Below are 12,256 nucleotides of genomic sequence, written 5' to 3'. Positions count from 1 at the left end.
AGACTTTTAGAATATTATAGCGTGAAGGAGACGTGAGAAAGCCACCATTTTTTGGAGGTTTATTCTTCATAATTTTTATATGCAATCCTTAGTTTATGAATTATTTTCCTCTTTAACTTAGTGGGTTGAATAATTTTAATAGATTCTCCAAACCCTAATATTACTCTTTCTAATTCAAAATTAATTTGAACAGAAATTTTAAAAACCGTTCCATCTTCTAACTCTTCAATTATTTCTTGAGAATGATGAAAAGGTTTTGTTTTTACATATGGAGCATTATTTTTATCAATCCAAAAAATCACATTCATGGGTCTATTCCTTTGAGAAACAGTAACACCAATTACTTCCTTAAAGAAATGGTCTCCATCAATATTTTTATCAATATACTCAGCATTAATTTTCTCAATACTAATAACTCTATCTAAAGCTAAAGTAAGATAAGTCATTTCGTCCCATGTAATTAAAAACCATCTGTTATTATATTCTTTCAAAAGTTGAGGATGAATGATATAGTAATTTGTCTCTCTAGCTTTGAAAGATTTATATTCGATTTTTAAAACATTTTTATTGAGGATAGCATCGTATAAAGTATCTATAAATTCCAAGCCTTTTAATCTCTCATTTTTGTCTAAATGAATAATGGCTTTTTGTTTTGATGCATAAACAGAATCTTCTAATTTTTGAATTACACCATTCATTTCCTTAAAAATAGAGAAATCTTTAAATTGTTTTAAAATTTGTACCGCATCATTCATTACTTTAATATCATTCTCATTTACTGGAATATTCTTTATGCTAAAATCAGGCTCAGAATAACGATAAAATTTTTTTTGAAAAACTTCAATAGGTGCATTATAACCCAGCTTTTCACTACGCATGTTCTGAATATCTAACTGAACTGTTCTTTTACTCACTAAGTCATATTTCCCCTCGTATTCATATAAAGCATCAGAACAAGCGTCAATTAAATCTTCTAAAGTCCAGAGTTTAGTTCTATTTCTTAAGCAATTATCAATGGTTTTGTAACGAATTAAAGCGTTTTTGTTTGATGACATTTTAAAATTTTGAATAAAATTAAAAAATATTTTCAACTACGCAAATAGAATGCGCAATTGTATTTTTACTTTGCATCATCAAATTAGAAAAACAAATGAAAATTACAGGACAATATTTAATTGATTTAGGTTACAGACCAGCAAAATGGTTTTCTGAAGCATTGCAATATATCAATGATAAAGATTTATCCGAAGTTGAAATTTCTGAATATTTAGAGCAGTTTCAATCACCAGAACCTATTCCTCTTAAAGAAACACCAGCCGAATTCATCATCAATATAAAAGCAGAAAATGATGACGAAATAGAAAATGTAGGAAAAGTAATAGAAACAATGTCTGAAATGCTGAAAACTCCCACCATGATTGGCGGAGCTTTAATGCCAGATGCTTGTCCTACCGGTGAAAAAGGAATTATTCCTGTAGGTGGGGTTGCAATTGCTAAAAATGCGATTCATCCAGGAATGCACAGTGCAGATATTTGTTGTTCTGTAATGTTGACAGATTTTGGAAAAATAGATCCAAAATTAGTTTTAGATGCAGGACATAAACACACTCATTTTGGTATAGGTGGAAGAGCAAGAGGAAATCAATTTTCTATGCCAATGGAATTGGTAGAAGAATTTAGAAATAATGCTTTTTTAAATGACGAAAAATTAATCAGTACAGCAAGAGAACATCTAGGAACTCAAGGTGATGGCAATCATTTTATGTTTGTAGGAATTTCAAAAAATACTGGAAATACAATGCTTATTACGCATCACGGTTCTAGAGCACCTGGAGCATTTTTGTACGACAAAGGAATGAAGACTGCTGAAAGATTTAGAAGAGAATTATCTCCCGAAACCTTGAAAGTAAATGCTTGGATTCCTTTCGAAACAGAAGAAGGACAAAGTTATTGGGAAGCACTCCAAATTATTAGAAAATGGACAAAATGCAACCACGAAAGTATTCACGAAGCCATTTTAAAAGAATTAAAAATCGAAAAAAAAGATAGATTTTGGAATGAACACAACTTTGTATTCAGAGATGGTGATTTATTTTACCATGCTAAAGGCGCAACTCCATTAGACGAAAAATTTTTGCCGGATATTACAGGTCCTAGATTAATCCCTCTGAATATGGCAGAACCTGTATTGATTGTTTCTGGAGCGACTAACGACAGAAATTTAGGATTTGCGCCTCATGGAGCAGGGAGAAATTTCAGCAGAAGTGCCCATAAAAGAACTTTGGAGCATAAAACAAATGAAGAAGTTTTTGCTGAAGAAACCAAAGGTTTAGACGTAAGATTTTTCTCCAATGAAATCGACATTTCTGAATTACCAAGTGCTTACAAAAATGCACAGAATGTAAGGAAACAAATGGAAGAATTTGGCTTGGGAGAAGTCATTGATGAAGTTTTACCTTATGGCTGTATCATGGCAGGAGATTGGAAGAAAAATGCACCTTGGAAAAAGAAGAAAATTAGAAAATAAAATTTTTTAAAAAAATTAAGATTAATATTGGCGCAGTAGCTCAGATGGTAGAGCAACGAATCACTTTTCGCTTTTGGCAAAAAAAGTTCCTAAATAAGTGTGTCACAGGTTCGAGTCCTGTCTGCGTCTTTTTAAACTGATAAAAAAGTTCCTATATTTGTAACTGTTAAATACTATACTTTTCATCAGTTTAAAAAATAAATAAAGGCAAAAGGAGTTCCTATTTGACTTTCCACATTTACTCCCCGCTTTTTTATAAATATAGGTAAAAGGAGTTCCTATACATTTTAAAATTTACTCCTCACTTATTTTAAATATTTAAACAATGAAAACATTAAAATTATTTTATACAGTTCTCGCAAAAGAATCCGGTGAAAAACCTTTTATTTCTGATGATGGTTTTGTAATTGACTCAAATGCAATCTGGGCAAAAAAAGAAATCATAAAGTACTTTTCTAAAGAAAAATTAAGCGGAAAAGATCTAAATGCTACCTTTCATAAATCTTGGAAAATCATAAAATACAGCACTAGAAACCAATTGTTTGTTGAGCAAGTTTTGCATTATATTTCTACATATGGAAGTAATTTTCAAGATGAAATTTATATTCCAAATGAAATTTTGAATATTCCTGATGCAAAGCTTTCTTTCAAAGTAATCAAAGGTATTTCTAAAGAAGAAATGATTGAAAAATGCTTGAATTTACTCAATTCAGGAATCGCACTACAAGAAGAAACAATAGATGATGTATTTTCAATTTTAATAGACGAACTTGATTATAAATTCACTGGAAACGAGAACATTAAGAATAAGGAAGCCATTGCAAAAATTGCAGATTTATTCCATATCTATCCTGAAAATCCAGTAGAATTTTTCAGATATATCATTTATAAAAGTGCGCAAACTACTTTATTAATTAAAAATGATGAAGTGATTTCGGCAATAAAAGAAAGCAAATTCAATCCTTCTCAAGCATTTAAAGATTTTGGATTAGAAAAAATGGCTGAAATTTTCAACCGATTCAAACCACTTTTTTTGGCTTTCAAAAATAAATGTCCAAAAACCATTAATGCGATTTCAAAATTATCAAAAAAACATCATAAACCTTTGGTTTCTAATCCATTGAACGATGCTACCAATCAAATTCTTACCGAAAATGATTTGCATTGGTTAGAAAACGCAACTCCATTTGCTTTGTTCAAGGCTTTATCTGCTTGTTATAATAGAATGAACGGTCAAGATACATTTGCCTACAGAATTAGAAACGGAAAATCTTGGGTACAAAAAGATGTGGTGAAAAATGTAAATAAAAAAAATTACGATTTTATTCTACAATTTCTAAAATCTAAATTCGATTTTACAAATCTGAAAATTTACATTCCAGAAGAGGTGAAATATGCATTGCCTACTTCCGAAAAAATGTTTGTAGGAAATATCCCAACAGGAAGCAGATTTTATGGCAAAAAATTAGCAATTGGTATTTATTGGGAAGATTCTTGGGGAGCACATGATTTGGATTTATCGGGTCTAAATATTGGTGGGAAAATTGGCTGGAATTCATCCTACAAGCAAGATGAAGGAAACTTAATGTATTCTGGTGATATGACTTCGGCTCCAAATGGTGCAGTAGAATATTTGTATGCAAATAAAGGTTTGAACTACCCGACTTTAATTTTAAATAGTATTTACAGTGGAGATTCAAACTGTGATTACAAAATTATTGTAGGTAAAGGCGAAAAAATTTCTAAAGAATATATGATGAATCCTAATGCAGTTTTTGCTGAAATAAAATGCAAATCCGTGCAAAGACAAACCGTTCTTGGAATGCTTTTGCCAAAAAACGACAAACAATGTTTTGTTTTGTTGAATTTCGGAGCAGGACAATCCCGAGTTTCTGGAACCAGCAAACTTTCTACTTTGGCTACCACTGCTTTGTATCAACAGTGGAACAGACCTCTCACTTTTAATAAATTAGTAAGTGAATTGGGAGCTCATTTGGTTTACTATAAAGATGGAGTAGATTATGATTTTTCTTTAGAAAATTTAGAAAAAGATAGTTTTATAAAGCTGTTCCAAAGAAACTAATAAAAACACGAAAAACATCTACAACAAAGGCAAACTCAGAGGTTTTGAATATGGGAAAATAACGCCATATTTGAAGAAATTGGGCAATAAAAAACTCCCGAATTAATTCGGGAGTTTCTATTTTTATGCTTGTTCTGTTGGTTGTTCTCCTTCTGGTTTTGGAGCCTCTCCTTCAGTTCTAGGCTTTTGTTCTGGTCTTGGTGGTCTTGGTAAAAGAACTTTTCTAGAAAGTCTCATTTTTTTACGATCATCATAACCCATAAATTTCACTTCTACTTCATCTCCTTCAGCATAAGGAACTTTATCTAATCTCTTCCATTCGATTTCTGAGATGTGTAGTAAACCTTCGGTTCCTTTAGCAATCGCTACGAAAGCACCAAAATCCATTACTTTTACTACTTTACCTTTATAAACAGTACCTACAACTGGCACGAAAGTAATTTCATTAATTCTAGCAATTGCAGCATTGATTTTCTCACGGTCAGTTCCAGAGATTTCAATTCTACCAATTTCGCCCATTTCTTCAATAGAGATTACAGTATCTGTATCTTTTTGAAGCTGTTGGATAATTTTACCACCAGGTCCAATTACCGCACCGATGAAATCTTTAGAAATTTCTAAAATTTCCATTTTCGGAGCGTGAGGTTTCACATCTGCTCTTGGTTTATCGATGGTTTTAAGGATTTCTCCTAGAATATGCAATCTACCTTCTCTTGCTTGATTCAATGCAGTTTCCATGATATCCATGGTTAAACCTTGGATTTTGATATCCATTTGACAAGCGGTAATTCCGTCTGCAGAACCTGTTACTTTGAAGTCCATATCACCCAAGTGATCTTCGTCTCCTAAAATATCAGAAAGTACAGTGAATTTACCAGATTTTGGGTCAGTAATTAATCCCATAGCAATACCAGAAACTGGTTTTGTAATTTGTACACCCGCATCCATTAACGCAAGAGTTCCTGCACAAACCGTAGCCATAGAAGAAGAACCGTTAGATTCTAAAATATCTGAAACTACTCTGATGGTATAAGGATTTTCGTGAGGAATCATTCCTGCTAAAGCTCTTTGAGCTAAGTTTCCGTGACCAACTTCTCTTCTTGAAGTTCCTCTTAGAGGTCTTGCTTCACCTGTTGAGAATGGTGGGAAATTATAATGTAAGAAGAATTTTTCATCATAATTGATGGCAACAGAATCTACCATGTTGGCATCTTTCACAGAACCTAAAGTTACCGCTGTAAGAGACTGAGTTTCACCTCTGGTAAAGATTGCAGAACCATGAGCTCCTGGTAAATAATCGATTTCTGACCAAATCGGACGGATAGTTTTAGGATCTCTACCGTCTAATCTGATTCCTTCGTTTAGAATCATTTGACGCATTGCTTCTTTTTCTACATCATGGTAGTAAATTTTAGCAAATGGTTCTACATCTGCTCTTTCTTCTTCTGAATATTGAGAAAGGAATTCTTCTAAAACTGCAGCAAATTTTTCGTGTCTTTCTTCTTTTGCAGAAGGAGTTTTTGCTACGTTGTAAACTTTATCATAACATTCTGCCCAAACTTTCTCACGAATTTCTTCGTTGTGCGTTTCGTGGCAGTATTCTCTTTTGGTTTGAGATGCAGGAATTCTGGCTGCTAATCTTTCTTGTGCTTCGATTTGAACTTTAATTTCTTCGTGAGCGTATTTAATCGCTTCTAGCATTTCTGCTTCAGAAATTTCTTTCATTTCACCTTCTACCATTACGATAGAATCTTTGGTAGCACCTACCATAATATCTAAATCTGCTTTTTTAAGATTTTCGATACTTGGGTTGATAGAAAGTTGCCCATCAATTCTTACTACTCTTACTTCAGACATTGGCCCGTTAAAAGGAATATCTGTAATCGCAATAGCAGCTGAAGCAGCTAAACCAGCTAAAGCTTCTGGCATTACTTCTTTGTCGTAAGAAATGAGGGAAATCATTACTTGAACTTCTGCGTGGAAATCTTCTGGGAAAAGCGGACGAAGAACTCTGTCTACTAATCTCATGGTAAGAACTTCATCATCAGAAGGTTTGGTTTCTCTTCTAAAGAAATTTCCTGGGATTTTACCACCCGCGTAGAATTTTTCTCTGTAATCTACTGTAAGAGGTAAGAAATCTACCCCTGGATTTGCGTCTTTATTGGCTACAACTGTTGCAAGGAGCATCGTTCCGCCACATTTTACTACTACAGAACCATTAGCTTGTTTTGCTAATCTTCCTGTTTCAATGGAGACTTCTCTCCCGTCTTTAAATTGAAATTTTTCAATAATTGCTTCTGGAGCATTCATAAAATTTACTGTCTTGTGCAATCCGTATTGATTGCGTTACTATTTAAACTTTTTAAATTTTCGATGGCAAAGATACGGAATTTTGTTTGATTAGGTTTTAAAAGGTTTTGAAATATTGAGTTCATTGCCATATACATTAAAGTAGAAAATTTCATTAAAATTAGTTAGATTTTTAGAATTTCAAGAATTGTTTATATCATTTTTATAAATAATTTTTTGAGGGAAATAATACTATACATTTGCCTTAATATTAACACTAAAAACAAAACATTATGGGAATTTTATGGACATTAATTATTGGAGCTATAGCAGGATGGCTTGGAGCACAAATTTTTAAAGGTGGAAGCCTTGGCTTAGTGGGAAACATGATTGTAGGTATCATTGGAGGTGCAATTGGCTATTGGCTTTTAGGAACTGTATTAGGGACTGCATTAATTGGTCAGATTCTTACAGGAGCAGTAGGTTCAATAGTTTTACTTGCTATAATCAATTTATTTACCAGAGGTAGAGCGTAAACTCACTCTAATTAACAAAAAAAGCAACTCAAAATTGAGTTGCTTCTAAAATTTTCTTGTATCTGATTATTTTCTGATTCCTAGTTCAGCAATAATTGCTCTATAACGAGAAATTTCAGTTTTCTTAAGATAATCTAACAATCTTTTTCTTTTACCTACTAATTTCACTAGAGATTTCTCAGTAGCATAATCTTTGTGGTTTTTCTTTAAGTGACCAGACAAATGGTTAATTCTGAATGTGAATAAAGCGATTTGTCCTTCTGCAGAACCTGTGTTTGCAGCGTTTCCTCCGTGTTTAGCGAAGATTTCTGATTTTTTTTCTGATGTTAAGTACATGCCAATATTATTTAATGATTATTATGTAACGAGGTGCAAAAGTACAACTTTATTTTTAAACCGAAAAATTTATTCTTAGATTCTAAAGACATTCCCGTAATAATGTTAACAAATTCTTAAATTTTATAAATAACTTACTGAAATTCTGCGTAAATTTGCATAATCTTTTTGATATGAAAAAAATTCTATTCTGTGGTTTAGCGGCAAGCCTTATCATCATAAGTTGCAAAAATTTAGGAAGCACCTTGGTGAAGCTTAACCATTCTATTAAGCTAAAGCATGTAGATAGAATTGTCTATTTCGACCCAGAAGTTTATCCTAATTTCGAAGAAATAAAAGAACCCACCAATAATGTTATTTACAGTGCTGTTTCTGACGAATTGAAAAATTACGGCAATTATAAAATCATGCACATCAATAATGCTAATATTAAATATGACAGCGTAGATGTGAATATGATTAAAGAATCTTGCATAAATAATGGAGCAGAAATAGCCATCGTTCCGAAGGTAAAATATTTTAAAGTTGGCCTTGGAAAATACGTTTTTTCTAATCAAGTCATTGTGAGCATGAAAATGTACAATAATGACGGCCAACTGGTGATAGAAAATTCTTTTGATACTTACAAAGGAAGCGGTAGATTACTCGGCAGTGCAGAAAATTCTATAAAAATAGGCACCGCAAATGTCATCAAAAACATGATTACTGAACTAAGAAGCAGGAATATGACTACTCCTGCTTCTGAATAATTTCTATTTATAGAATTTTATAAAATCTTTGCCAATTCCGCACATAACCATTCTAGCAATTCTCTATCCTCATCTGTAAAAGGGTCTTTTTTGTGAGAATCTATATCTATTTGACCAATATTTACACCATCTTTAATGATAGGAACTACAATTTCTGCTTTGGTTTCTAGCGAACAAGCCAAATAATTATCTTGTTCCCAAACATCTGGCACTACAAAAGTCTCGTTTGACACAGCAACTTGCCCACAAATTCCCTTTCCAAAAGGAATAACAGTATGATCTGTAACTGCACCAACATAAGGTCCTAAAACCAATTCTTCTTTATCGCCGTTTTTAAAATAAAAACCAGTCCAATTAAAATAATCAAACTCTTGGTCTAGAAGATGACAAATTTTTTCTAATTTTTCGGTAGTATTGTGACTTGGGCTTTCAATAATAGATGAAAGTCTTTTTTTAATTTCCATATTTTTTAAATTTTTAATATTCTTCGAATGTAATATCTTCTTTGAAACCGAACATTCCTCTTTCTTTAATCATTGCTGCTACTCCATCTGGCAATTGCTCTTCCCAACCTGATTCACTATTCGAAATTTTCTGCAAAATTTCTCTAGAATAAATTTCAGAATGCTCTGGATTATAATCCTTAATATCTACAATTCTTCTGTTATGTTTAAAATATTTATACAATTCTTTAAGATTGTCATTCACTTTTAAGTTTTCTGATGTGAGCAATTCGTGTGTTTTAGGATCTTTATAAGGATACAGATATACTCTCATATCTTTTTTGAAGAACTTACCGAATGCTTCTAAAATTCCACCAGAAAGATGCTTGTAATAATCTTCATCAAAAACCATCAATAAATTATTAACGCCCATCGCAATTCCGGTATACCTTACATTATAAGAAGTGAAATAATCTACTAATCTATAATATTCTGAGAAATTAGAAATCATCACGGTATAACCCAATTTCGCTAAAACATCTACTCTATCTAAGAAATCTCTTTCATCTAAGTTTCCGGAAGCTTTGAGATTAGAAACTGTAATTTCGAAAAGAATAACGGTACCTTCTGGTTTTCCTCCTGTTTCATTGAGGAACATTTTAAGGCCGTTTTCGAACATATCTACATTCACCAAAGTTACTGGTCTGAAACTTCCTCTTACCGCAAAAACATCTTTTCTATACAATAAATCCGCTGGAAGCATATTCTTCCCTTCAGAATTGAAGATTACCGCTTCAGTCATAGAATTTTTAATCAACTGAAGACTCATCAATCGATTATCAACATAAGGAAAAGCAGGCCCTTGAAAATCAATCATGTCAATTTCAATTTTATCCACCGAAATATCATCATACAAACTTTTGATTAATCTTCTAGGATTGTCATACAAATGAAATGCTCCATAAACTAAGTTTACCCCAAGATTTCCTAGCGTTTCTTGCTGAAGTGTAGCATCATTTTCTTTAAATTTTACATGCAATACAATTTCGCTGTACTCTTGACCAGGTTGCGCCTGAAACATGATTCCTACCCAACCGTGACCTAAAAAGGTTTTTTGATAATTAATGGTAGTAACCGTATTTGCAAAAGAGAAAAATTTACGATGAGCATTTTCTTCGTTATCTAAACGCTCTTGGATAAGACCTACTTCATGACGAAGCATTTTTTTCAGTCTATTTTGGGTTACATATCTATTTTTGTCTTCTTTACCATAAATAGCATCACTGTAATCCTTATCATAAGCAGACATTGCTTTTGCAATCGTTTGAGAAGCAGCTCCCGCTCTAAAGAAATGACGAACCGTCTCTTGTCCCGCACCAATTTCTGCAAAAGTACCATATATATTAGGATCTAAATTGATGGCTAAAGCCTTTTGCTTGGGAGTAAGATATTGCTTAATTACAGACATGAATAAAATTTTGCGTAAATTTACCAAAATCTCACAAAAACCCAAAAATGAAGTTGAAATTTCTAGGAACTGGTACTTCACAAGGCATTCCCGTGATTGGATCTACTCATCCTGTTTGTTTATCTACTAATCCTAAAGACAAAAGACTAAGGTCATCTGTCATGATTACGGATGATGAAGGGAAAAAGATTCTCATTGATTGTGGTCCAGATTTTCGTCAACAAATGCTCACTAATCAAGAAAGCAATGTAGACGCCTTATTAATTACACATGAACATAATGACCATATTATAGGATTGGATGATTTACGCCCCATTATTTTCCAAAAAAGAAAAGATATTTCTATTTACTGCTTATCCAGAGTAGGAAAAGAAATTCAAAATAGATTTAAGTATGCTTTTACAGAAGATAAATATCCAGGCGCTCCGAGTTTTGAAATCACAGAAATAGGAAATGAACCATTTATCATAGAAAATACCGAAATCACACCTATTCAAGTTACACATTATAAACTTCCGATTTTAGGTTATAAGTTCAAAAACCTCGCTTATATTACAGATGCAAGTTTCATTTCAGATGAAGAGCAAAAAAAATTGAAAAATCTAGACGTTCTTATTATTAACTGTTTAAGAAAAGACGAACCGCATGTTGCACATTATATATTACCAGAAATTCTAGAATTGGTAGAAAAACTACAACCAAAAACTACATATCTTACTCATATCAGTAATAGATTTGGTTTCCATGACGAGATAGAAGCGATGACACCAGAGAATGTGCATCCTGCGTATGACGGACTAGAAATAGAGTTTTAAGAAAATATTTTCTTAAAATTTTCTTTTTTTACATTAAAATTATTTTATATTTGCACCACCAATTTTTAATGCCCAGTTGGCGGAATTGGTAGACGCGCTAGACTCAAACTCTAGTATCGAAAGATGTGCCGGTTCGATTCCGGCACTGGGTACAAAAAGAGAACTCTTTAACAGAGTTCTCTTTTTTTTTGGCAATAATTCATTATTTATTGGTAATTTTCAAATAATCCTTAAGGGTCCTTTAGTTTCTTTATAAATTTAACATTCAACAATCCTTAATAGCATGACAACAATCAGTTTTACAGCTAATTTTATTATGAAATTCATAAGAATATCAGCTAATTGACAAATATCATGTAAATATTTTAGAAAATTTTAGGAATTATTTAAAATTTAAACATATCTTTGTATTGTTAAAATTCAATAATTCATAATAAAATTTTAAAAAAATAAAAATATGAAAAATTTAGCTAAAACAATTAATCGCGTTTTTATCTTACTTTCCCTTTTAGCAGTAGCTGTATTTTATGCACAAAGCGTTACTGGAAAATCTTTTAAAGTTGCAGTAAACGGAACTTCTCCAATGCACGATTGGACAATGACTTCTACATCTGCAGTATTCACTGGTACTGTAAATGGTAATGCTATTACTAATGTAAAATTTGTAATGGCTAGCAAAAACCTAAAAAGTGAAAAAGGTAAAATGATGGACAACAAAGCTTACAAAGCTTTAAAAGCAGATGCTAATCCTAACATTACTTTCACTGCTGCTTCTTTACCTGTAGGAAAAAGCAACGTAGCTGGTAAATTAACAATCGCAGGTGTTACTAAAAACGTTAACATTACTGTAAACGTAGAAAAAAATGGTAATTCTTATAAAATTACTGGGTCTGAAAGCTTAAAAATGTCTGAATACGGTATGGAAACTCCAGGTTTCTTAGGTGTAACTACAGGTGACGCTGTTACAGTAAACGTAAATATCGTAGCGAACTAATAATAAATATGAATAA

11 protein-coding genes and 2 tRNA genes are annotated in these 12,256 nt (G+C 32.3%); 8 read left to right on the top strand and 5 right to left on the bottom strand.

The genetic code is table 11. The features are described 5' to 3' along the window. Positions 1–59: 59 nt before the first annotated feature. Entirely contained in the window at positions 60–1,055 is a 996-nt protein-coding gene (locus C3729_RS05970; RefSeq protein ID WP_104793321.1) for a helix-turn-helix transcriptional regulator, read from the bottom strand. 95 nt (positions 1,056–1,150) lie between these two features. Between C3729_RS05970 and C3729_RS05965 the strand changes: the two genes are divergently transcribed. The 3 genes from C3729_RS05965 to C3729_RS05955 all read left to right on the top strand — a co-directional run bounded on the left by C3729_RS05965 (position 1,151) and on the right by C3729_RS05955 (position 4,610). Next, positions 1,151–2,527: an RtcB family protein gene (locus tag C3729_RS05965; RefSeq protein WP_104793320.1), complete on the top strand. Its 1,377-nt coding sequence runs from the start codon at positions 1,151–1,153 to the stop codon at positions 2,525–2,527. A 29-nt stretch (positions 2,528–2,556) separates the two neighbouring features. Then, positions 2,557–2,656, top strand: a tRNA-OTHER gene (locus tag C3729_RS05960). Between the two features lie 196 nt (positions 2,657–2,852). Continuing rightward, positions 2,853–4,610: a hypothetical protein gene (locus C3729_RS05955; RefSeq protein ID WP_104793319.1), complete on the top strand. Its 1,758-nt coding sequence runs from the start codon at positions 2,853–2,855 to the stop codon at positions 4,608–4,610. 123 nt (positions 4,611–4,733) lie between these two features. Here C3729_RS05955 and C3729_RS05950 read toward each other — a convergent pair whose 3' ends face one another. Further along, the gene (locus tag C3729_RS05950; protein ID WP_104793318.1) at positions 4,734–6,920 is read right to left on the bottom strand and encodes a polyribonucleotide nucleotidyltransferase; all 2,187 of its coding nucleotides are present in this window, start codon (positions 6,918–6,920) and stop codon (positions 4,734–4,736) included. Positions 6,921–7,192: 272 nt separating this feature from the next. On the opposite strand from C3729_RS05950, the gene C3729_RS05945 reads away from it, so the two are divergent. After that, entirely contained in the window at positions 7,193–7,435 is a 243-nt protein-coding gene (locus tag C3729_RS05945; protein ID WP_104793317.1) for a GlsB/YeaQ/YmgE family stress response membrane protein, read from the top strand. Between the two features lie 66 nt (positions 7,436–7,501). On the opposite strand, the gene rpsO is transcribed toward C3729_RS05945, so the two are convergent. Beyond that, positions 7,502–7,771, bottom strand: coding sequence for a 30S ribosomal protein S15 (gene rpsO / locus C3729_RS05940; RefSeq protein WP_069797122.1), 270 nt, complete (start codon positions 7,769–7,771; stop codon positions 7,502–7,504). A gap of 173 nt (positions 7,772–7,944) precedes the next feature. Here rpsO and C3729_RS05935 point away from each other — a divergent pair, with 173 nt between their 5' ends. Next, on the top strand, positions 7,945–8,520 hold the full coding sequence (locus C3729_RS05935) for a pyruvate decarboxylase (protein ID WP_104793316.1): 576 nt from the start codon (positions 7,945–7,947) through the stop codon (positions 8,518–8,520). Between the two features lie 17 nt (positions 8,521–8,537). Here the strand turns inward: C3729_RS05935 and C3729_RS05930 are convergent, their stop codons facing one another. Then, positions 8,538–8,984, bottom strand: a complete 447-nt coding sequence (locus C3729_RS05930; RefSeq protein ID WP_069797124.1) for a GAF domain-containing protein — start codon at positions 8,982–8,984, stop codon at positions 8,538–8,540. 13 nt (positions 8,985–8,997) lie between these two features. After that, positions 8,998–10,431: a nicotinate-nucleotide adenylyltransferase gene (locus C3729_RS05925; RefSeq protein ID WP_104793315.1), complete on the bottom strand. Its 1,434-nt coding sequence runs from the start codon at positions 10,429–10,431 to the stop codon at positions 8,998–9,000. A gap of 47 nt (positions 10,432–10,478) precedes the next feature. Between C3729_RS05925 and C3729_RS05920 the strand changes: the two genes are divergently transcribed. The 3 genes from C3729_RS05920 to C3729_RS05910 all read left to right on the top strand — a co-directional run bounded on the left by C3729_RS05920 (position 10,479) and on the right by C3729_RS05910 (position 12,240). Continuing rightward, positions 10,479–11,246: an MBL fold metallo-hydrolase gene (locus C3729_RS05920; RefSeq protein ID WP_104793314.1), complete on the top strand. Its 768-nt coding sequence runs from the start codon at positions 10,479–10,481 to the stop codon at positions 11,244–11,246. A 70-nt stretch (positions 11,247–11,316) separates the two neighbouring features. Continuing rightward, positions 11,317–11,398: transfer RNA gene (locus tag C3729_RS05915), tRNA-Leu, on the top strand. Between the two features lie 305 nt (positions 11,399–11,703). Further along, positions 11,704–12,240: a YceI family protein gene (locus C3729_RS05910; protein WP_069797127.1), complete on the top strand. Its 537-nt coding sequence runs from the start codon at positions 11,704–11,706 to the stop codon at positions 12,238–12,240. The last annotated feature ends 16 nt before the right edge of the window (positions 12,241–12,256 follow it).

The organism is Cloacibacterium normanense (assembly GCF_002943105.1).
Classification (GTDB): Bacteria; Bacteroidota; Bacteroidia; order Flavobacteriales; family Weeksellaceae; genus Cloacibacterium.
The sequence above is the reverse complement of the archived record's forward strand: the minus strand, read 5'-3'. Positions and strand labels throughout refer to the sequence as shown.

What these genes read in the sequence shown, in the direction of transcription:
- C3729_RS05935 (WP_104793316.1), top strand. Translation starts at nt 7,945, where the DNA reads ATGAAAAAAATTCTATTCTGTGGTTTAGCGGCAAGCCTTATCATCATA.
- C3729_RS05930 (WP_069797124.1), bottom strand. Translation starts at nt 8,984, where the DNA reads ATGGAAATTAAAAAAAGACTTTCATCTATTATTGAAAGCCCAAGTCAC.
- C3729_RS05950 (WP_104793318.1), bottom strand. Translation starts at nt 6,920, where the DNA reads ATGAATGCTCCAGAAGCAATTATTGAAAAATTTCAATTTAAAGACGGG.
- C3729_RS05970 (WP_104793321.1), bottom strand. Translation starts at nt 1,055, where the DNA reads ATGTCATCAAACAAAAACGCTTTAATTCGTTACAAAACCATTGATAAT.
- C3729_RS05965 (WP_104793320.1), top strand. Translation starts at nt 1,151, where the DNA reads ATGAAAATTACAGGACAATATTTAATTGATTTAGGTTACAGACCAGCA.
- C3729_RS05945 (WP_104793317.1), top strand. Translation starts at nt 7,193, where the DNA reads ATGGGAATTTTATGGACATTAATTATTGGAGCTATAGCAGGATGGCTT.
- C3729_RS05920 (WP_104793314.1), top strand. Translation starts at nt 10,479, where the DNA reads ATGAAGTTGAAATTTCTAGGAACTGGTACTTCACAAGGCATTCCCGTG.
- C3729_RS05910 (WP_069797127.1), top strand. Translation starts at nt 11,704, where the DNA reads ATGAAAAATTTAGCTAAAACAATTAATCGCGTTTTTATCTTACTTTCC.
- C3729_RS05955 (WP_104793319.1), top strand. Translation starts at nt 2,853, where the DNA reads ATGAAAACATTAAAATTATTTTATACAGTTCTCGCAAAAGAATCCGGT.
- rpsO (WP_069797122.1), bottom strand. Translation starts at nt 7,771, where the DNA reads ATGTACTTAACATCAGAAAAAAAATCAGAAATCTTCGCTAAACACGGA.
- C3729_RS05925 (WP_104793315.1), bottom strand. Translation starts at nt 10,431, where the DNA reads ATGTCTGTAATTAAGCAATATCTTACTCCCAAGCAAAAGGCTTTAGCC.